The sequence below is a fragment of the Nocardia sp. NPDC101769 genome (assembly GCF_044766925.1).
In the GTDB taxonomy this organism is placed as follows: Bacteria; Actinomycetota; Actinomycetes; order Mycobacteriales; family Mycobacteriaceae; genus Nocardia.
In genome coordinates this window covers 324,994-346,951 of record NZ_JBIWMX010000002.1, presented here as the reverse complement: position 1 = coordinate 346,951, position 21,958 = coordinate 324,994, and the positions used below count along the sequence as shown (strand labels likewise).

General features: G+C 68.2%; 21 protein-coding genes. 11 read left to right on the top strand and 10 right to left on the bottom strand.

The window, feature by feature from the left end; all coding sequences use genetic code 11:
* Positions 1-55 precede the first annotated feature (55 nt).
* From ACIRRA_RS04595 to speD, 3 genes are all read left to right on the top strand, one after another.
* Positions 56-2,524: a DEAD/DEAH box helicase gene (locus ACIRRA_RS04595; RefSeq protein WP_402763699.1), complete on the top strand. Its 2,469-nt coding sequence runs from the start codon at positions 56-58 to the stop codon at positions 2,522-2,524.
* A 216-nt stretch (positions 2,525-2,740) separates the two neighbouring features.
* Entirely contained in the window at positions 2,741-3,841 is a 1,101-nt protein-coding gene (locus ACIRRA_RS04590; protein ID WP_402763696.1) for a type III PLP-dependent enzyme, read from the top strand.
* Between the two features lie 12 nt (positions 3,842-3,853).
* Complete coding sequence (gene speD / locus ACIRRA_RS04585; protein ID WP_402763693.1) at positions 3,854-5,068, top strand: adenosylmethionine decarboxylase; 1,215 nt, start codon at positions 3,854-3,856, stop codon at positions 5,066-5,068.
* Positions 5,069-5,181: 113 nt separating this feature from the next.
* Here the strand turns inward: speD and ACIRRA_RS04580 are convergent, their stop codons facing one another.
* Positions 5,182-6,219, bottom strand: coding sequence for a beta-ketoacyl-ACP synthase III (locus ACIRRA_RS04580; protein WP_402763024.1), 1,038 nt, complete (start codon positions 6,217-6,219; stop codon positions 5,182-5,184).
* Positions 6,220-6,316: 97 nt separating this feature from the next.
* On the opposite strand from ACIRRA_RS04580, the gene ACIRRA_RS04575 reads away from it, so the two are divergent.
* From ACIRRA_RS04575 to ACIRRA_RS04565, 3 genes are all read left to right on the top strand, one after another.
* Positions 6,317-6,901 carry a TetR/AcrR family transcriptional regulator gene (locus ACIRRA_RS04575; protein ID WP_402763022.1) on the top strand — a complete coding sequence of 195 codons (585 nt, stop codon included), beginning with the start codon at positions 6,317-6,319 and terminating at the stop codon, positions 6,899-6,901.
* A gap of 112 nt (positions 6,902-7,013) precedes the next feature.
* Positions 7,014-7,997: an aldo/keto reductase gene (locus ACIRRA_RS04570; protein ID WP_402763019.1), complete on the top strand. Its 984-nt coding sequence runs from the start codon at positions 7,014-7,016 to the stop codon at positions 7,995-7,997.
* A gap of 33 nt (positions 7,998-8,030) precedes the next feature.
* The gene (locus ACIRRA_RS04565) at positions 8,031-8,507 is read left to right on the top strand and encodes an RpiB/LacA/LacB family sugar-phosphate isomerase (RefSeq protein ID WP_402763017.1); all 477 of its coding nucleotides are present in this window, start codon (positions 8,031-8,033) and stop codon (positions 8,505-8,507) included.
* On the opposite strand, the gene ACIRRA_RS04560 is transcribed toward ACIRRA_RS04565, so the two are convergent.
* The 4 genes from ACIRRA_RS04560 to ACIRRA_RS04545 form a co-directional block, all read right to left on the bottom strand.
* Entirely contained in the window at positions 8,469-10,064 is a 1,596-nt protein-coding gene (locus ACIRRA_RS04560) for an acyl-CoA synthetase (protein WP_402763014.1), read from the bottom strand. The two genes, ACIRRA_RS04565 and ACIRRA_RS04560, sit on opposite strands and share 39 nt — an antisense overlap.
* 34 nt (positions 10,065-10,098) lie before the next feature.
* On the bottom strand, positions 10,099-10,599 hold the full coding sequence (locus ACIRRA_RS04555) for a gamma-glutamylcyclotransferase family protein (protein WP_402763013.1): 501 nt from the start codon (positions 10,597-10,599) through the stop codon (positions 10,099-10,101).
* Complete coding sequence (locus tag ACIRRA_RS04550) at positions 10,596-11,372, bottom strand: MBL fold metallo-hydrolase (RefSeq protein ID WP_402763012.1); 777 nt, start codon at positions 11,370-11,372, stop codon at positions 10,596-10,598. Before ACIRRA_RS04550 ends, ACIRRA_RS04555 begins: the two co-directional genes overlap by 4 nt.
* A gap of 138 nt (positions 11,373-11,510) precedes the next feature.
* Positions 11,511-12,416, bottom strand: a complete 906-nt coding sequence (locus tag ACIRRA_RS04545; RefSeq protein ID WP_402763009.1) for a hydrogen peroxide-inducible genes activator — start codon at positions 12,414-12,416, stop codon at positions 11,511-11,513.
* 108 nt (positions 12,417-12,524) lie between these two features.
* On the opposite strand from ACIRRA_RS04545, the gene ACIRRA_RS04540 reads away from it, so the two are divergent.
* The 4 genes from ACIRRA_RS04540 to ACIRRA_RS04525 all read left to right on the top strand — a co-directional run bounded on the left by ACIRRA_RS04540 (position 12,525) and on the right by ACIRRA_RS04525 (position 14,981).
* On the top strand, positions 12,525-13,112 hold the full coding sequence (locus ACIRRA_RS04540; RefSeq protein WP_402763008.1) for a peroxiredoxin: 588 nt from the start codon (positions 12,525-12,527) through the stop codon (positions 13,110-13,112).
* Between the two features lie 23 nt (positions 13,113-13,135).
* The gene (locus tag ACIRRA_RS04535; RefSeq protein ID WP_402763005.1) at positions 13,136-13,675 is read left to right on the top strand and encodes a carboxymuconolactone decarboxylase family protein; all 540 of its coding nucleotides are present in this window, start codon (positions 13,136-13,138) and stop codon (positions 13,673-13,675) included.
* A 144-nt stretch (positions 13,676-13,819) separates the two neighbouring features.
* A complete protein-coding gene (locus ACIRRA_RS04530; protein ID WP_402763002.1) occupies positions 13,820-14,512 on the top strand; it encodes a PhzF family phenazine biosynthesis protein in 693 nt (230 codons plus the stop codon).
* 85 nt (positions 14,513-14,597) lie between these two features.
* Complete coding sequence (locus ACIRRA_RS04525) at positions 14,598-14,981, top strand: hypothetical protein (RefSeq protein WP_402763000.1); 384 nt, start codon at positions 14,598-14,600, stop codon at positions 14,979-14,981.
* On the opposite strand, the gene ACIRRA_RS04520 is transcribed toward ACIRRA_RS04525, so the two are convergent.
* Together ACIRRA_RS04520 and ACIRRA_RS04515 are read right to left on the bottom strand one after the other, a co-directional pair.
* Positions 14,923-16,149: an aminotransferase class III-fold pyridoxal phosphate-dependent enzyme gene (locus ACIRRA_RS04520; protein ID WP_356998255.1), complete on the bottom strand. Its 1,227-nt coding sequence runs from the start codon at positions 16,147-16,149 to the stop codon at positions 14,923-14,925. The two genes, ACIRRA_RS04525 and ACIRRA_RS04520, sit on opposite strands and share 59 nt — an antisense overlap.
* Before the next feature lie 105 nt (positions 16,150-16,254).
* On the bottom strand, positions 16,255-16,875 hold the full coding sequence (locus tag ACIRRA_RS04515) for a DUF5134 domain-containing protein (RefSeq protein WP_402762996.1): 621 nt from the start codon (positions 16,873-16,875) through the stop codon (positions 16,255-16,257).
* Positions 16,876-17,448: 573 nt separating this feature from the next.
* Here ACIRRA_RS04515 and ACIRRA_RS04510 point away from each other — a divergent pair.
* The gene (locus ACIRRA_RS04510; RefSeq protein ID WP_402762993.1) at positions 17,449-18,201 is read left to right on the top strand and encodes an MspA family porin; all 753 of its coding nucleotides are present in this window, start codon (positions 17,449-17,451) and stop codon (positions 18,199-18,201) included.
* A gap of 31 nt (positions 18,202-18,232) precedes the next feature.
* On the opposite strand, the gene ACIRRA_RS04505 is transcribed toward ACIRRA_RS04510, so the two are convergent.
* The 3 genes from ACIRRA_RS04505 to ACIRRA_RS04495 form a co-directional block, all read right to left on the bottom strand.
* Entirely contained in the window at positions 18,233-20,062 is a 1,830-nt protein-coding gene (locus ACIRRA_RS04505; protein ID WP_402762990.1) for a hypothetical protein, read from the bottom strand.
* A gap of 3 nt (positions 20,063-20,065) precedes the next feature.
* Positions 20,066-21,124, bottom strand: coding sequence for an ATP-binding protein (locus ACIRRA_RS04500; RefSeq protein ID WP_402762987.1), 1,059 nt, complete (start codon positions 21,122-21,124; stop codon positions 20,066-20,068).
* 101 nt (positions 21,125-21,225) lie between these two features.
* A complete protein-coding gene (locus ACIRRA_RS04495) occupies positions 21,226-21,954 on the bottom strand; it encodes an IclR family transcriptional regulator (RefSeq protein WP_402762984.1) in 729 nt (242 codons plus the stop codon).
* Positions 21,955-21,958: the final 4 nt, after the last annotated feature.

Sequence of the window (21,958 nt, the reverse complement as noted above, 5' to 3'; positions counted from 1 at the left end):
AACGTTGGGCGGCGTGCAGCTGTCCGAATTGGTTCCCGACCGTGCCGTATCCGACGTGGACCCGGACTGGTTGTACGAGACCTTCGCCGACTGGGCGAGCTCGGCCGGCCTGAATCTGTATCCGGCGCAGGAAGAAGCGCTGCTGGAGCTGGTCACAGGGTCGAACGTCATCCTGAACACCCCGACCGGGTCCGGGAAGTCGCTGGTCGCGCTGGGCGCGCACTTCGCCGCGCTCAATCGGGGCCAGCGCAGTTACTACACCGCGCCGATCAAGGCGCTGGTGAGCGAGAAGTTCTTCGCGCTGTGCGACGTCTTCGGGGCAGACCGGGTGGGCATGGTGACCGGCGACGCCGCGGTGAATCCGGAGGCGCCGATCATCTGCGCCACCGCGGAGATCCTGGCGAATCTGGCGCTGCGCGAAGGCGCTTCCGCCGACATCGGCCAGGTGATCATGGACGAGTTCCACTACTACGCCGACCCCGATCGCGGCTGGGCGTGGCAGGTGCCGCTGATCGAACTGCCCGGGGCGCAGTTCCTGCTCATGTCGGCCACGCTCGGGGAGGTCGACTTCTTCGCCGAGGACCTGACCCGGCGCACGGGCCGCGAGACCGCCGTGGTGTCCGGTTCGGAACGGCCGGTGCCGCTGAGCTTTTCGTATGTGCGCACACCCATCACCGAGACGCTCGAGGATCTGGTGACCACCAGCCTCGCGCCGGTGTACGTCGTGCACTTCACCCAGGCCGCGGCCATGGAGCGGGCGCAGGCGCTGATGAGCGTCAATGTCTCGTCCAAGGCCGAGAAGGAGGCCATCGCCGCGGCCATCGGCGAGTTCCGCTTCGCCACCGGCTTTGGCAAGACGCTGTCGCGGTTCATCCGCCACGGCATCGGCGTGCACCACGCGGGCATGCTGCCCAAGTACCGGCGACTGGTCGAGAAGCTCGCCCAGGACGGGCTGCTGAAGGTGGTGTGCGGCACCGACACCCTCGGTGTCGGTATCAATGTGCCGATTCGCACCGTGATGCTGACCGGACTCACCAAGTTCGACGGCGTGCGCACGCGCAGGCTCAATGCCCGCGAGTTCCATCAGATCGCGGGCCGGGCGGGACGCGCGGGTTACGACACCCTGGGTACGGTCGTCGTGCAGGCTCCCGAGCACGAGGTGGAGAACGCGCGACTCATTGCCAAGGCGGGCGACGACCCGAAGAAGCTCAAGAAGGTCCAGAAGAAGAAGCCGCCCGAGGGTTTCGTGTCCTGGTCGGAGGACACCTTCGACCGGCTGGTGGCGGCCTCGCCCGAACCCATGGTGTCGCGGTTCAACGTGACCAACTCCATGCTGCTGAATGTGATTGCACGCAAAGGCAATTGCTTCTACGCCATGCGACATCTGCTGGAGGAGAACCATGAGCCGCGGGCCGCGCAGCGCAAGCACATCCTCAAGGCGATCCGGCTGTACCGGGCGCTGCGGGACGCGGGCGTGGTCCAGCAACTCGACGAACCCGACCGGTACGGACGCCATGCCCGGCTCATGGTCGACCTGCAGCGCGATTTCGCGCTCGACCAGCCGCTCTCGCCGTTCGCACTGGCGGCACTGGAACTGCTCGACAAGGAGTCGCAGACCTACACCCTCGATGTGATCTCACTCATCGAGTCCACCCTCGAGGATCCGCGCCAGCTGCTCATGGCACAGCAGCACAAGGCGCGCGGCGAGGCGGTCGCGGAGATGAAGGCCGACGGGATCGAATACGAGGAGCGCATGGAACTCCTCGAAGAGGTCACCTGGCCCAAGCCCCTGGCCGCCGAGCTCATCGAGCCCGCGTTCGAGACCTACAAGGCCGGGCACCCCTGGGTGTCGGAGTTCGAGCCCTCCCCCAAATCCGTGGTGCGCGAGATGGTCGAGCGGTCCATGACCTTCGCCGAATTGGTGTCGGGCTACGAGCTGGCTCGCTCCGAGGGCGTGGTGCTGCGGTATCTGGCCGACGCGTATCGCGCACTGCGGCGAACCGTGCCCGAGCAGGCGCGCACCGAGGAACTCGACGACATCACCGAATGGCTCGGCGAACTCATCCGGCAGGTCGACTCCAGCCTGCTCGACGAGTGGGAGCAGCTCACCAATCCCGGTGCGGAGTCCGACGATCAGCAGGTGGCGTTCGGGGCCGAGACCGTACGGCCGATCACCGGCAATGAGCGTGCGTTCCGGGTGCTGGTGCGCAATGCCATGTTCCGGCGGGTGGACCTGGCCGCGCTGCGGCGCTGGGACGCGCTGGCCGAGATGGGCGACGATCTGGACTGGGCGGCCGAACTCGGCCCCTATTTCGACGAATACGAGACCATCGGGACCGGTCCGAATGCCCGTGGACCACAGCTCTTCCGGGTCGAGCAGCGGCCGGGATTCTGGGATGTCCGGCAGGTGCTCGACGACCCCAACGGTGACCACGGCTGGTCCATCGACGCCATCGTGGATCTGGCCGAGTCCGATGCCGCGGGTGAAGTGGTGTTCGACGACCTTTCGGTCACCGCGGGCTGACTTTCCGTCACCGCGAGCCGCTCCCGGCGGTCCGAGGTCACACTCTCGTCAGAAGTCGCACGGGCCAGCTGAACGAATCCCGGCGTTAGAGTGACGTAATCGATCGTCCACCGGTTCGTTTTTCGAGGCCCAACGCGTGTATTGTCGCGCAGGTTGCCTGAGTCCCTGCCGTTGCGGCCGACAGAAAAGAGTTCCCTTAGATTGCCCGGTCGAAACCTGCCCGAGTCACCCTGTCTGGTCATCGACCTCGACAAGGTCCGCGCGAACTACCGCGCACTGCACGCCGCACTTCCCGCGGCACGAATTCGCTTCGCCGTCAAGGCGAGTCCCGTGCCGGAGATCATCCGGCTGCTGAACGACGAGGGCGCGGAGTTCGACGTCGCCAGCGTCGGTGAGATCGAGCTCTGCCTGGCGCAAGGTGTCGATCCGGCCGTCATGTGCTACGGCAACCCGATCAAGAAGGCTTCCCAGATCGCCACCGCCTACGCGGCAGGCGTGCGGCGCTACGCCTTCGACACCGAGGACGACCTGGAACGCATCGCCGAGCACGCGCCCGGTTCCGAGGTCGAGTGCCGGTTCCTGTCGTCGGCCCCGCAGTCGCAGACCCCGTTCGGGACCAAGTTCGGCTGCGCTCCCGGTGAGGCCAAGCGGCTGCTGGTGCGCGCGCACGATCTCGGGCTGACCGTGGTCGGCCCCTACTTCCACGTCGGCTCGCAGCAGCTGGACCCGAAGGCCTGGGGCATCGGCATCGAGCAGGCGGGTGCCATCGCGGAAGCGTTGGCGATCAAGGACATTCCAGTCACGGCGGTGAATATCGGTGGGGGACTTCCGATTTCGTACGCCGATCCGGCTCCCGGACTCGCGGAGCTGGGCGCCGCCATCGCCGAGGCGGCGGGCCGCTATCTCCCGGAACACACCGAACTCGTCGTGGAACCCGGTCGCGCCCTGGTGGGCAACACCGGTGTGATTCACGCCGAAGTGGTGAATGTTCGCATCGCGCCGGACGGGCGGCGCTGGGTATACCTCGATATCGGCCGCTACAACGGCATGGCCGAGACCGAGAACGAGTACATCGCCTACCGATTCCAAACCGATCGGGACACGGATCCGAAGGACGAAGCTGTGGTAGCCGGTCCTACGTGTGACGGCGACGATGTACTCTATCAACGCACGCGTGTCCTCCTTCCGACCACGTTGCGAGCCGGTGATCCCATTCGGATCCTCGAGACCGGCGCCTATACGGCGAGCTATTCGTCGGTGTCCTTCAACGGTTTTCCGCCTTTGACTGTTCATGTCACTGGCGCTGAGCGAGAGTGAGTTTTAGCCATGATCACGGCAGAATTCACCGGCTGGCACGTGCTGGCCGAGTTCGGTGGTGTCGACGCCAGCCTCTGCGACGACCTCGAACGACTCGAAACCGCGCTTCGAAAATCGTTGGTCGCCGCGGGGGTGACCATCTGCGATGTCGTGAGCAAGAAGTTCGAGCCGCAGGGTGTCACCATCCTGGCCCTCCTGGCCGAGTCGCATGCCTCGATCCACACGTACCCTGAATCCGGCGACATCTTCGTCGACGTATTCACTTGCGGCAGCATCGGTTCCGGCGCCACCAAGGCCGTCGAACTGCTGCAGCAGGAGCTGTCTCCGGGTTCGGTCAATATCGAGGTCATCCAGCGCGGCCACACCGCCCGCCGGATCCACGAGCCGGTCGGCGAGGGCCTGACCCGGGTGTGGAACACCACGGAAACCATCGTGGACACCAACACCCCGTTCCAGCACATGGTGATCGCGCGTACCGAGCAGGGCATCTCCCTGTTCTCCGACGACGACCGCCAGTCCACCGAGTTCTCGCAGCTCACCTACCACGAGGCCATGCTGGTCCCGGGTTACGCGCTGGCCGAGAAGCTGGACAGGGTGCTGATCATCGGTTCCGGCGAGGGTGTCGCCTCGCAGATGTCGGTGGCCGCGGGCGCCTCGCTCGTCGACCACGTCGACATCGACCAGCTGGAGGTGGAGCTGTGCGCCGAGCACCTCCCCTACGGCTACAGCCAGGCCGATCTGGCCGAGGCGGTCGCGCAGACCGGCCCGATCAAGATGCACTACGCCGACGGCTGGGACTTCCTGGCCAAGGCCGAGGCCGCGGGCGTGCGCTACGACATGATCTGCATCGACCTGCCGGACGAGCGGGTCGAGGACGCGCAGCACAACCGCCTCTACGAGGACGACTTCCTCAACCGCTGTAAGGCGCTGCTGGCCGAGGGCGGCGTGCTCGCCGCGCAGGCCGGCTGTCAGACCATGTGGCGCAACGAGACCCTGAAGCGCTCGTGGACCCGTTTCCACAACCTGTTCGAGACCGTCGTGCCCTACGTCAGCGACGAGCACGAGTGGACCTTCATTTTCGGCACCCCGAAGGCGATCGCGGATCCGGTTTCCAAGATGACCGCCACCCTCGCGAACCTGCCCTACCGGGCCGAGACCATCGACGCGCAGGCCCTGGTCCGCGGCGCGATCGAGCCGCACGCGCTGCGTGTGGGCGTGAGCGTCTAGCCGATCAGCTCCACCCCGAAGCGCCCTCGCACGGACTTCCGTGCGAGGGCGCTTCTCATTGCTACGGTTTCCGTCGTTTCACACAACGGATTTCGTTGTCTGCGGGCCGATCGTCAGGCGATGGCGGGGAGTTTGACCACCTGACCGGCGTAGGCCAGGCCGGCACCGAAGCCCAGCAGCAGCGCGGTGTCGCCCGGCTTGGACGCGCCGGAGCGCAGCAGCTGCTCCATGGCCATCGGGATCGAGGCGGCGCTGGTATTACCGGTCTCGGCGATATCCCTTGCGACAGCGATCCTTTCGGGCATGTGCAGGGTGCGCACCAGCGCATCGGTGATGCGACTGTTGGCCTGATGCGGCACGAACGCGTCCAGATCCTCGACGGTGACGCCGGCCTGATCCAGCGCATCGCGGCACGCCTTCTCCAAGAACGTGACGGCCCAACGGAATACGGCGGTACCATTCATGCGGATGTACGGCCGCACCGTGGTGCCGCCGGTCGCCTCGGCCTCGGCGACCTCGGCGAAGTACTGCTGAAAGTCCTTGTCCTGTTTGATCGCCGCGGTCTGGCTGCCGTCCGAACCCCAGGCCACCGGCCCGATGCCCTCGGCCTCCGACGGTCCCACCACGACCGCGCCCGCACCGTCGGCGAAGATGAACGCGCAGGTGCGGTCTTCCTGGTCGAGCAGGTCCGAGAGCCGTTCCACGCCGATCACCAGCACGTGCCGGGCCTGTCCGGCGCGCACCAGGTTGGCGGCATTGGCCAGCGCGTAGCAGAAGCCTGCGCAGCCGGCCGACACGTCGAAGGCGGCGGTGTCGTGCATGCCGAGTTCGGTGGCGACCACGGCACCGGCCGACGGTCCCAGCACCATCTGGGAGGACGTGGCCAGGATGACCGCGTCGATCTGCTGCGCCGTGACCCCCGCGGCCTCGAGCGCGCTGGCGGCGGCGGCAGTGCTCATGCTGACGATGGTCTCGTCCGCTTCGGCCCAGTGGCGGGCCTCGATGCCGGAGCGGGTCCGGATCCATTCGTCCGAGGAGTTGATGCGGTCGACGATCTCGGCGTTGGGGACCACCCGGCGTGGTCGGTACACGCCCAGGCCGAGCAACGCGGCGTGGGCGACCGGGGTGGCGGTGGCGATCTGGGCTGACATGCGCGGAGTTCCTCTTTTCCCATATGAACCGATCGGTCCACATGGGAAAGGTTTAACATGGACCGATCGGTTCACACAAGTGCTGGAGGGATTTGCAATGACGGCGGGACCGCGCGCCCGATTGATCGCGAGCACCATCACCACCGTCCAGGAGCAAGGTGTGCACGCGGCCGGTCTGAACGAGCTGCTCAAGCGCAGCAATGCCTCCAGAAACTCGCTCTACCAGCACTTCCCGTCCGGCAAGAGCGAATTGGTGGCGACCGCCGCCCGCATCGTGTCCCGCATGGTCTACTCGCACGTGAGCCGCATGTCCGACGCGCTGCCGGGCGCTCCCTCACTGGAGGTGTGGGTGGACGAACTACTCGGCTTCTGGCGCGGCCAGCTGGAGACCAGCGAGTTCCGGGCGGGCTCGTTCATGATGGCCGCCGCTCTCGACGAACTCGACCCGACACTGCAGTCGGCGGCCGGGCAGGCGTTCTCCGAATGGACCGCGCGGCTGGCCGACGGTTTGGTGGCGGCCGGGGTCGAACGGTCGACGGCATGCTCGCTGTCGGGTTTCGCACTGTCGGTGATCGAGGGCGCGATCGTGCAGAGCCGGGCACTGAAATCCGCCCTGCCCTTCATCGACGCGGGTACCCAGCTCACCGTCCTGCTCCGCCACCACATGCCGAACCGCCGGTGAGTGTGCGGCTGCGCGGTTTCCAGGTTGACCTGGAGCGCACTCCAGGTCGTAGCGTCATGTCCGTGCGCGGCTCCCGCCGCGAATTCCAGCCCTACCGAGGAGGATTCACCGCATGATCGCGACCAGGAAGCTCGGCGAACTGACCGTCGGTGCGCAGGGCCTCGGCTGCATGGGAATGAGCCACGCCTACGGCGTGCACGACAATGACGCCGAGTCCATCGCCACCATCCACCGCGCCCTGGACCTCGGCGTCACCCTGCTCGACACCGCCAACGTCTACGGCCCCGAAACCAATGAGCGACTGGTGGGCCGCGCCATCGCCGACCGCCGCGACAAGGTGGTCCTCGCGACCAAGTTCGGCATCGTCTGGGGCGACAAGGGCGCGATGGGCGCCCGCGGCGACGCCGCCTACGTCGAGCAGTCCTGCGACGAATCCCTCGCTCGGCTGGGCGTCGACCACATCGACCTCTACTACCAGCACCGGGTCGACCCCAACGTGCCGATCGAGGAGACCTGGGGCGCCCTGTCGGAACTGGTCCAGGCAGGCAAGGTCCGCTACCTCGGCATCTCCGAAGCATCGGTGGAAAGCATCCGCCGCGCCCACGCCGTCCACCCGGTGACCGCCCTCCAGAGCGAATGGTCACTGTGGACCCGCGACATCGAGGCCGAGATCCTCCCCGCCTGCCGCGAACTCGGCATCGGCATCGTCCCCTTCTCCCCCCTCGGCCGCGGCTTCCTCACCGGCGCGATCACCTCCACCGCCGACCTGCCGGCCGACGACATGCGCCGCCGTCTCCCCCGCTTCGCCGACGGCAACTTCGACGCCAACCTCGCCATCGTCGCGGCACTGCGCAGCCTCGCCGACGAAAAGGGCGTCACCCCCGGTCAATTGGCCCTGGCCTGGGTCCAGTCCCGGGGCGAGGACGTGGTCCCCATCCCCGGCACCAAGCGCCGCACCTACCTCGAGCAGAACGTCGCGGCCGCCGAGATCACGCTGACCGCCGAGGACCTGGCCCGGATCGAGGCCGCCGCCCCCTCCGGCGCCGTCGCGGGCGCCCGATACCCCGAGGAACTGGCGCGCGCGGCCGGTCGATGACCATCCGCTCGCCGCAGCGGCGATACTGCATCCATGAGGATTTCGGTCGCCGCTGACGAGGACACCGGAGTGGCCGCGGCCGTGGTCGAGGAATTGCGGGCACGCGGGCACGCGGTGACCGTGCACGGCGCGCTGGAGCCCGCGGAACGGGACGACTGGGCCTGGGCCAGTGAGGCTGCGGCCCGGGATGTCGCGGAGGGGCGGGCCGAGCAGGCGGTCGTGTGCTGCTGGACCGGGACCGGCGCTTCCATTGCGGCGAACAAGGTGCTGGGAGTGCGGGCGGCGCTGTGCGTGGACGCGTATACCGCTGAGGGAGCACGGAAGTGGAATGACGCCAATGTGCTGGCATTGAGTCTGCGGCTCACCTCGCGGGCGCAGCTGGCGGAGATTCTGGATGCCTGGTTCGCCGGGGCCCCGAGTGCGGACCCCGGCGATCGCGCGAATATCGCGCATGTGGATGGGATCGGGGGATCAGGCCTCGGTGGCGAGATGGGCGTGGGCGGTGCGTAGTTCGCGTTTGAGGATCTTGCCGCTGGGGTTCTTGGGGAGGGCCTCGACGAACGTCACGTACTTGGGGACCTTGTAGCCGGCGAGCCGCTGCTTGCAGTGCGCGATGACGGTGGCAGCGTCGGGGTCGGTTCCATTGCGGGCCACCACGATCGCGGTGACGGCTTCGATCCAGTGCGGGTGCGGGATGCCCACCACGGCGGCCTCGGAGATTTCGGGGTGCTCGTAGAGGACCTCTTCGACCTCGCGGCTGGCGACGTTCTCGCCGCCGGTCTTGATCATGTCCTTCTTGCGGTCGACGACGCTGAGGTAGCCGTCGGCGTCCAGGACACCGAGGTCGCCGCTGTGGAACCAGCCGTTGCGGAAGGCTTCCGCGGTTTTCGCGGGGTCGTTCCAGTAGCCGAGCATGGCCTGCGGGGAGCGGTGCACGATCTCGCCGACCACGCCGACACCGACCGGGATGTCGTCGTCATCGACCACGCGGGTCTCGACATTGAGGGCCGGGCGGCCCGCCGAACCGGGCTTGGTCAGCTGGTCCTCGGGCGCGAGGACCGTTGCCAGCGGCGCGAGTTCGGTCTGACCGTAGAAGTTGGTGAGCCCCACCTCCGGTAGCCGCTCGGAGAGTTCGACCAGCACCTCGACAGGCATGATGCTGGCGCCGTAGTAGCCCTTGCGCAGGGACGACAGGTCGTAGCTGTCGAAGTCGGGATGCCGCAGCAGCGACACCCACACGGTGGGCGGGCAGAACAGTTTGGTGGCGCGCTCGGTTTCGATGGCGCGCAGGATCGTCGCGGGATCGGGGCCCGGCAACAGGATGCTGGTCGCGCCGAGCCACAGGTCGGGCGTGAGGAAGCAGTGCAGCTGGGCGCAGTGGTACAGCGGCAGCGCGTGCACCTCGATGTCGTCGGCGCTCATCCGCCCGTCCACCACCGCGCTGGTGTACTGCGCGATGAGCCCGCGGCTGGACAGCACCGCGCCCTTGGGACGGGACTCGGTACCGGACGTGTACATGATCTGGATGGGATCGTCGTCGCCGACGAACACCTGCGGAGCCGAGGCGTCGGGGTGGTGCTCCCACGCGCTCACGTCCTCCCATCCGGCCATCGCGGGCAGCCCGCCCAGCCCGATCCAGCCGAACAGCCGGATCTCGCTGTCGCCCAGCTGTTTCACCGCGGCCTCGGCCGCGCCGGCCAGACTGTCCTCGGTGATCAGCGCGACGGCCCCGGAGTGTTCGAGGATGAACGCGACCTCGTCGGCGGTGAGCATGAAGTTGATCGGCACCGAGATCGCGCCCAGCCGCGCCAGCGCGAAGTACACGAGCACGAACTCACGGCAGTTGTGCGAGTAGATAGCGACCCGATCGCCCTGCATCACACCGCGATCGGCCAGGCTGTGCGCGACCCCGTTCACCGCCGCGTCGAGATCGGCGTAGCTTTCCCGCCGCTCCCGCCAGACCAGCGCGGTCTTCTCCGGGACCCGGGCGGCGCTGCGCCGCAGGAGATCTCCGAGCGCCTGCGACCGCGCGCTCGCCACTGTTAGCTCAGTGCCCTCTGCATCCATGCGATCAACTTCTACCGCACGAATGTGTCCGGCGTCATACAGTCTCGCTGAGCAGGACCAGATTTCGCCGCCACGCAGCGCATTTCCCCACGTAGCGCGACAGGTGCTCGGAGGCGAACGCCGCGGGCGACCACTCGAAGTCCTCGACCTCGGCGGTCCAGGCATAGGTCCACGCGTAGCCGACCCGCTCCCCCGCGTGCGCCGACACCGGCAGCAGATCGTATTCGTCGTCCTCGAAGGCGTCGAGCACCCGCCACTCGTCGGCGGTGAGCCCGGTGAGCAGGTATCCCGCGGTCACGGAGCCGGTCGCGGTCACCAGTCCCGGATACGCGCGGCCGGGCAGCGCGGCCGCGCGCCGCCCGATCAAGCGCGCGGGCTCCATCGCCGGTACCCGCCCGATCAATTCGGTGAGCACCGGGCCGAATTGCAGAGTCCCGTAGACGAACAGGGGCTCGCCCGCCGGCAACCGCGATCGGCTCCACCGCGAACCACGGGGAGGCGGAGTGGGGAGCTCCCGAGCGGCGGGGCTGGTCATCTGCCGACCGTACGGGCGAAAATGCCCGCGTCGTGCGAGTTGATGATGGTCACCTGGTGCCCGTGCAGCTTTCTGAGTTCCCGCAGCCGCCGCTGATTGGCCCGATACGCCTCGCCCGCAATGGCTCCGGTCTCGTACACCTTCCACCAGAACGGCGTGAACGGCTCCTCGGGATGGATGCTGGACTCCGCGAAGAACGAGTCACCCGCGTGCAGCAACCACCCGTTGCCGTGGTCGATCGCGACCCCGGCGTGCCCGCGGGTGTGCCCGGCCAGCGGCACCACCAGGATCTCCGGCGGCAGCCCGGGCAGGTCGCGCACCGCGGTGAACCCGAACCAGTCCTCGGCGCCCTCGACCTCGTTCACCATCCACTTGGGCCCGTGCGCCCACTGCGCGGCCCGGTAGCGCAACCGCTCGGACAGGGTGGGAGTGGCGGTGGCGGCACGAAATTCGGGTCCGTGGACGTGCACGGTGGCCTCGGGGAAGTCCGACAGCCCGCCGGAGTGGTCCAGGTCGAGGTGGGTCAGGATGACGTGGCGGACATCGCGCGGGTCATAGCCCAGCCGCTGGATCTGGCGCACCGCCGTCTCGGCCTCGGTCGGCTTCGCCCCCAGCAGGAAACGGCCGGCACCCAGCATGTTGCCGGGCTGCCGCACGGCCTCCAGCCCGAACCCGGTGTCGACGAGCACGAGCGCGTCCCGGGTCTCGATGAGCAGGCAGTGATCGATCAGGCCGAATCCCATGGTGCCGCAGTTCAGGTGGTGAATCCGCATAGGCCCGAGCGTTTCAGACACCCTGTGGTGACGCAACCGCGCAGGTTGCCGGAATTGTCGGTGTCATCGCCGCGCACCGCACGGGGGTCATCGCCGCGCACCGCACGGGGGTCATCGCCGCGCACCGCACGGGGGTCATCACGGCCGGCATTCCCGGATGATCTCGGCGAGCTGGTCGTAGTCGCCGCCCCGGGCGGTGGACGAGCGGAACGCCAGCCCGACCGTCCGGCCCGGCGCGGGCTCAGCGAAGGTCGCGATGTCCAAAGTACCGCGCGCGGTTTCGGCGGCCACCGCCATGGCCGGGATCAGCGTGACGCCGAGATCGCCCGCGACGCACTGCACCACCGTTGCCAGCGAGGCCGCGCGAGTGTCGCCGACCGCTCCCGGCCGCGCGTCGTGCGTCCGGCACAGTTCCAGGGTCTGGTCGCGCAGGCAGTGGCCCTCGTCGAGCAGCAGCAGCGGCTGTGCGTCCAGGTCGGCCGGTGTCAGGTCGGTGCGACCGGCCAGTTCGTGCTCGCGCGGCAGCACCAGCACGAACTCCTCGGTGTAGAGCGGTATCTCGACCAATCCGGCGACATCGGTGGGCAGCGCCAGTAGCGCGATGTCCAGGGCACCCGAGCGGAGCCCGTCGAGCAGCCGGGCAGTCTGGTCCTCGATGACGTGCGGCGCCAGCGCGGGCACCCGCGTACGCAATTCGGGCAGCAGCCGGGGCAGCACGTACGGCGCGATGGTCGGGATGATGCCGAGCCGCAGGGTGCCGCGTAGCCCCTCACCAGCAGCGGAGGCGACAAATCGGTCAGCGGCCTCGAGGGTGGCAATGGCTTGCGGCAGTAGCCGTTTACCGTCGGCGGTGACCAGGACCCGGCGCGTACTGCGCTCGATCAACTGGAGCCCCAGTCCATTTTCCAGTGATGCCAGTGCCTGCGATAGCGTGGGCTGGCTCACGCCGAGCCGCGTCGCCGCGGTGCCGAAGTGCCGGTATTCCGCGATGGCAGCGAACGCACGCAGCTGTGACAGGGTGGGCTGATAAGTTTGATCAGTCACGCCTATCAGTGTAGTGCGACCCATCACGTTTACCTCTCACCGCAGTTCGGCAAAGATCGTATATACGTCTCGACACAATCGGTACGACTACATATGAGGAGAGCAAGCATGGCCCTGCTGACCATCGGCGATCAGTTCCCCGCCTACAACCTGAAGGCTGTCATCGGCGGCGATCTCTCGAAGGTGAACGCTCAGCAGCCCGACGACTACTTCACCCAGATCTCGAGCGACGACTACGCCGGCAAGTGGCGCATCGTCTTCTTCTGGCCCAAGGACTTCACCTTCGTGTGCCCGACCGAGATCGCCGCCTTCGGCAAGCTGAACGAGGAGTTCGCCGACCGCGACGCGCAGGTGCTGGGCGCCTCTGTCGACAACGAGTTCGTCCACTTCCAGTGGCGCGCGCAGCACGAGGAGCTCAAGACCCTCCCGTTCCCGATGCTGAGCGACCTCAAGCGCGAACTGGCCACCGCCACCGGCGTTCTCAATGCCGACGGCGTCGCCGACCGCGCCACCTTCATCGTCGACCCGAACAACGAGATCCAGTTCGTGTCGGTCACCGCCGGTTCGGTGGGCCGCAATGTCGACGAGGTGCTGCGGGTGCTGGACGCGCTGCAGTCCGACGAGCTGTGCGCCTGCAACTGGAAGAAGGGCGACCCGACCATCCAGGCCGGCGAGCTCATGACGGCGTCGGTGTAACAAGGCTCACAAGGGAATTCGTCGTGACCATCGAGAATCTCAAGAACTCGCTACCCGAGTACGCGAAGGATCTGAAGCTCAACCTGTCCTCGCTGGCGCGCACCACCGTGCTCAACGAGCAGCAGCTGTGGGGCACCCTGCTGGCCTCGGCCGCGGCCACCCGCTCGGCGACCACGCTGCGCGAGATCGCCGAGGAGGCGGCCGGCGTGCTGTCGGGCGAGGCATACAACGCCGCGCTCGGCGCCGCGTCGATCATGGGCATGAACAATGTGTTCTACCGCGGCAAGGCGTTCCTGGAGGGCCGCTACGACGATCTGCGCGCGGGCCTGCGCATGCAGATCATCGGCACGCCGGGCGTGGACAAGGCCGATTTCGAGCTGTGGTCGTTCGCGGTCTCCTCGATCAACGGATGCCAGCACTGCCTGGAGGCGCACGAGCACACGCTGCGTGAGGCGGGCGTATCGCGCGAGGTGATCTTCGAGGCGCTGCGCGCCGCCGCGATCGTGGCGGGCGTGGGCCAGGCCGTGGCGTCGACCGAGGCGCTGGCCACCGCCACCGTCTAGTCGAGTCCAGCCGAAAGGGCTGTACACCTGCGGGTGTACAGCCCTTATCTGTATTGCTTGTGGGCCCAGAAGAGCGTCCTGGCCGACGAGCTCGGCATCTGCGGGCCTCCCGCGAATTGATAACTGTCGGTAAGCTCGCATGACATGACCATTCCGGAAAGTGATGGCGCTCAAATCGAGGTCGTGCGCGTTTTCACCGACGCGGCCGGGCGTTTCGGCAATCTGCTCGGCATCGTCCGCCGCTCCGCCGTCGAGAATGCCGACCATCAGGCGCTGGCGGCCCGCGTCGGCTACAGCGAGACCGTGGTGGTCGACGACCCGGTCGACGGGCGAGTGAAGATGCGCATCTACACCCCCGCCACCGAGCTGCCCTTCGCCGGGCACCCCACGGTCGGCGCCGCGTGGTGGCTCAATGATCAGCAGCAACCCGTGAAGATCATCGACGTGCCCGCCGGGCCGGTCGAGGTGACCCTCTCCGAGGGCCTGACCTGGGCCCGCGCCCGGGCCGAATGGGCCCCGGCCTTCGAATTCCACCAGTTCGAGGATCCGGCCGAGATCGCCACCCTGGATCCGGCCGACTTCCCGGAAGGCGAGCACTACTGCTGGGCTTGGACCGACGAGCCGCACGGCGCGATCCGCGCGCGAATGTTCGCCCCCGCCATGGGAGTTCCCGAGGACCAGGCCACAGGCGCGGCCGCCATCGCGCTGACCGCTCTGCTCACCCGCGGCCTGAACATCACGCAGGGCGAGGGCTCGCAGATCTTCACCGAATGGGATTCCGACGGCTGGGCCCGGGTCGGCGGCCGCGTGGTCGCCGATCACCCGATCCTGATCTAGCGGCAAAACCCTTTCGGCACACTGTGACCCGATCGGCCAGGACGGCCCGGGCCGCCGGGCCGACGCGCTGTCCGAAGGCGAGCCGATGGGCATCAATGTGATCGCCATCTTCGTGGCGTTCGGCTATTTCCTATTCGTGGCCCAGTACTTCCAGCTGGTCCTGGATATGGCGCCCATGCAGGCAGGTGCGGCCATGGCGCCGTCCAGTGTCGGCTTCATCATCGGTTCGCAGGCGGCGCCGCGCATCGTGCGGATGGTGCGGCCCGCCTACCTGATCGGCGCCGGAATGGTGCTGGCCGCAATGGGATTGGGCATTCTCACCCGGCTGTCGGCGCACGGCGGTCCGGTCCCGCCGGTGAACTCTCCGGCGGACACGGGCACTAGTGTTCGGGCACTCCGCCCGGTCCGGCTCAACCCAGGGCGCGGGCGAAGCGGTCGGCCATCTCCGCGACCTGGGCCTCGGTCATGACGAACGACGGTGAGATCTGCAGGGCGCCCTGACCGGCTGCGCGAGTCGAGACACCGTGGGCGCGCAGGGTTTTCACCATAGCCAGGGCCTCGGCCGGGTCGGCCAGCTGGACCGCGGCGACCGCGCCCAGGCCGCTGCGGACCTCGGCGACCCGCGGGTGCTCGGCCAGCGGCGAGAAGTACTGGTGCAGCAGGGATTCCAGGTTCTTGCTGGCGTCCAGCAGGTGCTCACGCTCGACGATGTCGAGGTTGGCCATGGCCGCGGCGGCCGCGCCGGCGTGACCGCCGTAGGTGTAGCCGTGCCGCCACCAGACGCCGCCGGCGAAGAACGGCTCGGCGACGCGGGGCGCGACGAAGACCGCGCCCATGGGGACGTACCCCGAGGTGAGGCCCTTGGCGGTGGTCATGAGATCCGGTTCCAGGCCGAAACGCGAGGAGGCGAACCAGGATCCGCCGATGCGGCCGAAGCCGGTGACGACCTCGTCGGCGACGAAGAGGATGTCGTTGTCGCGGCAGATCCGCCGGACCTCGGTGAGGTAGCCCTCCGGCGGCAGGTACACGCCGCCCGCGCCGATGATGGGCTCGGCGAAGAACGCCGCGATCCGGTCCGCGCCGACCTCTTCGATGAGGGCGGTCAGTGCCTTGGCCTGATCCCATTCGATGGTGCGGGTGTCGGGCATGAAGACGCCGGTGTAGCCCTCGGCATTGACCGGGATACCGGCCAGCGCGGTGCCGCCGACGTGCATGCCGTGGTACGCCTTCTGGCGGCCGACCAGGATGGTCTTCTCCGGGCGGCCCAGCTCCTGCCAGTACCGGCGGGCCAGCTTGGCGGCGGTGTCGATGCCGTCGGAGCCGCCGGAGGTGAAGAAGATCTTGCTGCCGGGCACCGGCGCCAGGGCCGAGAGCCGCTCGGCCAGGTCGCGGGTCACCGGTGAGGCCAGATCGCCGAAGTTGGAGTAGTGCGCGACCTGGGTCAGCTGCGCGGCGACCGCGTCGGCGATCTCGCGGCGGCCGTGCCCGATATTGGCGAACCAGAGGCCGCCGGTGGCGTCGAGGTACTGCGTCCCACTCTCGTCCCAGATGTACGCGCCCTCGCCGCGCGCCACCATGAACGCCCCGTCACGCTCGACCGCACCCATATCGGCGAAGCCATGCCACAGCGAACCCATCCAGAGCACCTCCATCACCCGATACCGGCCACGCCCATCCGGGCGAACCGACCTTTCCTCACCATCTCACCATCACGACGGTGAACAGGTCGGACGGCCCCCGGGTCACCCGGCCGCGGCGGCGACGAGCATGTAGGCGGTGCCGAGATCCATCACCAGGTGCGGCACCACGGCCAGCGATCCGGCCGCGCCCATGGGATGCGGGAACACCCGTGGCAACCGGCGGCGCAGCGCCGGCACCGCCATGACCGCCACGTCCGCCGCGAACAGCGCCGCCAGTACCAGGACCGGAACGGGCGCGGGCCCCGCGTGCCCGTGCCCACCGTGCTCGGGCGGCCCATGCCCGCTCATCGCGTACAGCATCGCCGCGGCCGCCAGTACGTGATATGCGAAGGCGCCGACCTTGCCTCCCCCGGTGCCCGCGTCCGAAAACGCGCTGCGCCACCGCAGCATCCGATCTCCCAGCAACACCGTGTACACGACCACCATGGCCGTCAGCACCCCGCGCACCGCATGCGGGTCGGCGACCGTCGGAAACACCAGCATTCCCAGCATGACCAGGCACATCACCAGGTGCGCGGCATCCGACTCCCGATCCGCGCGTAGCCCGGCGCACGCGCCCGGGCGCATCGTGCCCAGCCTGGCGCCCACCAGGGCGGCGGTCAGGCAGAAGGCCATCACCGCGACCCACCGCACCGCCCCGTACTGCTCCACGAATACCCCCACACCCCACCACCTCTCACCGCGGCAACCGGCTCCCTCCTTCCATGCTGACACCATCCGGCCCCGGCTCCCCGCCTTTCCCCTGCCCGGGCACCGCCACTGGGTGACCGACCTGGCCGATTCACTCCGCACGCACCCCTGAAACGTTCGTGTCGAGCGATGGAACAGAGGAGTCACCCATGCGCCCGAGCCGGACCGACGACCCGTCGACCCGATCGCCGACCCGTGCGAGAACCCGAACCCGCAGTGTTGGTCGGTCGAGCAGAGACCGGGGTGATGGAAGGAATCCTCCACGAGGTGCGGAACTTCGACGCGCGGCTGAGCACCCTGGAGGCCGGTCTCGGCGACTCGGCAGCAAACAAGAGGTACTGCAGCTCGAAACCTGTTTTCCGGCAATGTCTTTCCCGGCGGCACCGGCCGACCGGCAAGGGATGCCCTGGTCGACACGCCTTACCGCCGCGTACACAACCCGACCCGATGTCTCCGATAGGCTTGATTGCCAAGCCATAGCGGCGGTTCCTGCGATATCGAACTCTGGAAGAACGCTTGCGCATATCTTCGAGAAAGGATCCAGGTTTGCGGCGTCTACTCATCGTCGCCGCGGCGGGCACGGCCGTGGCAACCCTGGCCGTCCTGGGCGTGTGGGCCTGGGGTACCGAACTCGGCCGAGCCCAGCCGCCGCCCGGCGCGGATGTATCCGGTTCGGGAGTTCATCTGACGGCGTCGGTGGACAGCGTCGCGGCGAATGCACCCGGCAACCGGACCCCGAACTTCCTCATGACGTTCTCGCATGCCGCGCAGATGTCCGGCAACTACTCGGTCAATGTGGAGGGTGACCCGATCACGTCCGGTCAGGCCGTCGCAGGGTTCATCCTCGGCTGCGGGATCAGCGTGGCCGGCGGCGTCACCGTCGGAATCGAGCCCAATCAAGGCGTGGTTGGCGCCATTTCCCCGACAGTGACCCCTCCGACCATCTCCGTCAGCCCGCCGAGTGAGACGCCGAGCGGGACGGTCACGCCCCTGCCGACGCCCAGCGTCTCCGTCACCCCACCCACTTTCAGCCTCGGACCCAGCGTCGGTGGGGCATTGGGTCTGACGGAAGTCTTGACGGCCACCCTGGGGCCCGGCCAGGTCACCACCGCGACAACGGCCACGGCAGCCCTGGACAACAGCACCGTGTTCCCGTACCACATCACGTTCAACAACGCCGCGTTGAACGTCGCCCAATGCGCCTCGCCGGTGTCGGCCGTCCCCTTCGTCACGACCACGGTGAGTTCCGCGCAGGGGGTGGTGCAGACCACCGCCTACGGCAGTCAGTTCACCTTCTGAAGTCTGGAGCGGATTCGAGAAGGGTTGGGGGTCAGCGAATCCGGAACACCGGTCCGTGGGGGCGGAACGGCAGCGCGGCGCCCGCGGGGATCAGGAAGGCGTGTTCGTGGCGGATGCGCAGGACATCGATCATGCCGTCGGTGATGACCAGAATCGGTCCGTCGGCCGGGAAGTCGTCGGCGCGTTCGAGCAGCCGGATGCCCGGTTGCAGCACGGTGCCGCCGCGACCGCGGACGCGGACGCGGGAGGCGATCTCGTCGACCGGCAGGTATCCGGCATCGTGGGCGGCCGCGTCGCAGAACACGACTCGCGCGCGTGGCACGTCGCGGGCGAGGGCGTAGGACGCGATGGCGCCCAGTCCCTTGCCCATCAGCTCCTCCGACATCGAGCCCGAGGTATCGAGTACCACGCCGAAGGTGGGCAGCCGCACCGATTCATCCGGACGCGCCCAGGCCGGGCGCGGAATATCGGGGGTCGCGGACTGGCGGCGTGAGGCGCGGGCGTAGCTGCGGCGCTTCTCGACGGCCGGGACGTGCTCGTCGAACCATTGCGCCAGTCGGGCATCCCAGGGCAGCGGGGGCTGGTCGAGCGCGCGGATCTCCTGTTCCAGTCCGGCCGGGAGCAGTCCGCGGCCGCTGGACTGGTGGTAGGCCAGGCCGGTGTGCAGGGCATTGCGGTAGTACTCGTCCAGGTCCAGGTAGCGGCCCGGAGTGTGGCTGTGCGGCAGCGGTTCTCCGAGGATGTCGCTCTTGCCGCGCCCGCGCAGGGTGGCGATCTTGCGCAGGCGGCGCATGTCGGTCGCGATGCGGTCGTAGACCTGTTCGGCCGAAAGACCTTTCAGCTGCGGGTCGTACAGCAGCCCCTCGGGCAGCTCCCCCACGCCCATCTCGACGAGCCAGCCGTTGACCACGTAATCGCAGGCGACATTGAACAGGTAGTGGTCACGCCAGCCCGCGCGGTCACCGTGTCGCAGCGCCGCGTGCAGCATTTCGTGTGCGAGAACGAAGCGCCACTCTTCACCGGAGAGCGACGTGAACGGATTGATGTAGATCTCGGCTGCTTCGGCATTGACCGCGGCGATCGAAATGCCCCAGCCGCGAGCGAGATCCGCGTCGGCGACGATCTTCATGCCCGAGGCCAGCGCGCCCAGCAGTGGATAGCACGAGACGAACCAGTTGAGCGCCCGGTCCCAGACCCGCAGGGTCGCGGCCTGCCCGCGCGTAACATCGCGGCCGGCCTCGGCCAGCGCCTCCCGGGCCGCCTCGCCGATACCGGCGGCGAAGCGCGACTGATGATCGCGCTTGCCGGCCGTCTCGGCCGTGTCGACCAAGAAGTCCGGGAACTCGGTGCGGCGGTAGGGCTCCGGGACGCTCGACTGCCACCAGCGCACGGCCAGGCCACGTTCATCCGACCCGCCGGGCGGGGGCGGCAACTCGTGTGGCGGGCGGCCGATCTTCAGGGTCAGCAGATACTGGTCGACCACCGCGCAGCAGGCGGCTCGATAGACCGGATGGGGCTGGCTCGACGCCGTGATCCAGGTGCGCGCGTGGGCATTCGGCTCCAGGGCGCGCTCCGGCAGGCCGCGTGGATCGAGGTGACCGAACCCGGCGTGCAGCAGCAGATGCGCGAAGACCCACGCCCATTCCTCGGCGGAGCCACGCCGCTTCGAGTCGTAATAGACCGTGCCCCATGGTGATACGACCGCCCATGAATCATCGGGCAGGCGACCGTCGACGTCGATGGACCCGTTCTGGATCCGCCGGAACATCGGATGCTGACACACCTGCCGCCACCCGGCATCGAGATTCTCCCGCCATGGGTCGATCACCATGCCGCGCTTGCGATTCGAACGTCCGGCCACGGGCTACCGCCGCGCCGCCAGCCGCGGCAGATCGCGGGTGACCTCGACCAGGAACCAGGACGGCAGGACCGGCAGCCCGTTGTCGTCCGCGGCGATGACCAGCTGCGCGCATTCGACCGAGATCTCGGCCAGTTCGGTGAGCATGGTCTTGGCACGCAGCGAGAACCGTTTCACCCCGGGCGAGGCGTGCTCGCGGGATGCAGGAAGTTCCTTGACGAGCCGGGCCCGGAACGCCTCCGACAGGAAGTACAGCAGGTCACGGTCGGCGGGATTGCGAGGCCAGCCCGCGTCGCCCTTGACGACCGCCTCCAGGTCGTAGGCGTGCCGCACGGTCTTGACGAAAGCGCGAAAGCCGGAAGCGTGTGCGGCCGTGAGGATTCCGGACGACATTACGGCCAGGGTGATGTCGTCGATGTCATCGCCGTAGGAGTGCAGGGCGTCGGAGAGCATGTGCCAGCCGCGCGGGGTGGAGAACGGCTGTTCGGTCTTGGGCGGCTGCGCCCACAGGTGGTCGGGGCGTTGCATGACGTACTCGATCACCCAGGGGTGAATGTCATTGCCGGCGGCCCATTTCAGCCAGTCGTCGACGTCCGCACGCAAATGCACGTGCACCATGCGGTTGACCAGCGCGGAGGCCATGGGGCGGGCGAGGGCGTTGTCGGTGGCGCGGTTGCCCGCACCGATCACGACCGATCCGGCGGGCAGCTCGTAGGCGCCCACGCGCCGGTCGAGAATCAGCGAGTAGAACGACTTCTGGACTTCCGCGGGCGCGGCATTGAGTTCATCGAGGAACAGGCAGTACGGCTGGTCGCGGGCGATCATCTCCGGTGGCGCGAACCGGCTACGGTTATCAACGATCTGCGGCACACCGATGAGGTCCTCGGGAGCCAGCTGCGTGCCCAGCAGGGTGACGCAGTCCAGACCGAGGGCCTCGGCGAAACCGCGCACCAGCGAGCTCTTCCCGATTCCGGGCGCTCCCCACAGAAATACCGGACGCACCACCGCGACGTGCAGCAGCAGCTCCGGCAACTGGTCCGGAGTCACCGTGACAGTCGCTTCCAAATCGTCCTTTCAGGTCGGAGGTGGACCCAGGTTAGGAGCGCATACCCGAGCGCGGCCAATGATTTTCGGCGCGGACGACGTCGATTGAACAGCGGGGCGAGTCAGTAGAGCAGCGGGCCCAGGCGGGCGGCGCAGTCACGGGCCGGGTCGCGGTGGGTTTCGAGCGCCGGCAGCCGGTTGCTCGGGCCGCTCAGGCACAGCGCACCCGCGAGGCTGCCCAGGGCGTTGTAGATGGGCAGGGCCAGACAGGCGACACCGGGCACGAGTTCGTCTGCGGCCCTGGCATATCCGGACTCGCGGACGGTCCGCAGATCCTCGGCGAGGGCGGTGTGATCGATCTTGGTGCGCGCCGCGATACGCACCGGGTGCGCGACCAGCGTGCGCCATTCGGTCCGTGCGGCGAGCAGCAGTTTGCCCGCGGCGGAGGCGTGCAGATGCCGCGACAGCTCCCGCTCGCCCGGAATCGGATGGTCCGGGTCCTCGCTGAGCACCTGGACCGCGGCCGGGCGGAAGTTCATGAGGTGCACCGCGAATCGGGTGGAAGCACGGAATTCGCCGAGCAGCCCGCCCGCCGCGGCAGGCACCACCGGCACCCGGATGGCGGCGGCGAACCCGTGCAGCCGCGCACCCAGCGCGAAGCCCCGCAGATCGGCGGTGCGAACCAGATATTCGTCCGCGACGAGGGAGTTCAGCAGCCGGTATGTGGTCGCGGGCGCCAGGCCGAGCCGTTCCGCGATCTCCTTGGCGGTGACACCCACCCCGCAGTCGGCGACCGCCTCGAGAATGGCGATGGAGTTGGAGACGGTGGTGGTGCGGCGGGAGTCCTTCATCGCG

What these genes read in the sequence shown, in the direction of transcription:
- ACIRRA_RS04530 (WP_402763002.1), top strand. Translation starts at nt 13,820, where the DNA reads ATGACCATTCCGGAAAGTGATGGCGCTCAAATCGAGGTCGTGCGCGTT.
- ACIRRA_RS04555 (WP_402763013.1), bottom strand. Translation starts at nt 10,599, where the DNA reads ATGACCAGCCCCGCCGCTCGGGAGCTCCCCACTCCGCCTCCCCGTGGT.
- ACIRRA_RS04525 (WP_402763000.1), top strand. Translation starts at nt 14,598, where the DNA reads ATGGGCATCAATGTGATCGCCATCTTCGTGGCGTTCGGCTATTTCCTA.
- ACIRRA_RS04570 (WP_402763019.1), top strand. Translation starts at nt 7,014, where the DNA reads ATGATCGCGACCAGGAAGCTCGGCGAACTGACCGTCGGTGCGCAGGGC.
- ACIRRA_RS04565 (WP_402763017.1), top strand. Translation starts at nt 8,031, where the DNA reads ATGAGGATTTCGGTCGCCGCTGACGAGGACACCGGAGTGGCCGCGGCC.
- ACIRRA_RS04520 (WP_356998255.1), bottom strand. Translation starts at nt 16,149, where the DNA reads ATGGGTTCGCTGTGGCATGGCTTCGCCGATATGGGTGCGGTCGAGCGT.
- ACIRRA_RS04540 (WP_402763008.1), top strand. Translation starts at nt 12,525, where the DNA reads ATGGCCCTGCTGACCATCGGCGATCAGTTCCCCGCCTACAACCTGAAG.
- ACIRRA_RS04550 (WP_402763012.1), bottom strand. Translation starts at nt 11,372, where the DNA reads ATGCGGATTCACCACCTGAACTGCGGCACCATGGGATTCGGCCTGATC.
- ACIRRA_RS04495 (WP_402762984.1), bottom strand. Translation starts at nt 21,954, where the DNA reads ATGAAGGACTCCCGCCGCACCACCACCGTCTCCAACTCCATCGCCATT.
- ACIRRA_RS04560 (WP_402763014.1), bottom strand. Translation starts at nt 10,064, where the DNA reads ATGGATGCAGAGGGCACTGAGCTAACAGTGGCGAGCGCGCGGTCGCAG.
- ACIRRA_RS04575 (WP_402763022.1), top strand. Translation starts at nt 6,317, where the DNA reads ATGACGGCGGGACCGCGCGCCCGATTGATCGCGAGCACCATCACCACC.
- ACIRRA_RS04580 (WP_402763024.1), bottom strand. Translation starts at nt 6,219, where the DNA reads ATGTCAGCCCAGATCGCCACCGCCACCCCGGTCGCCCACGCCGCGTTG.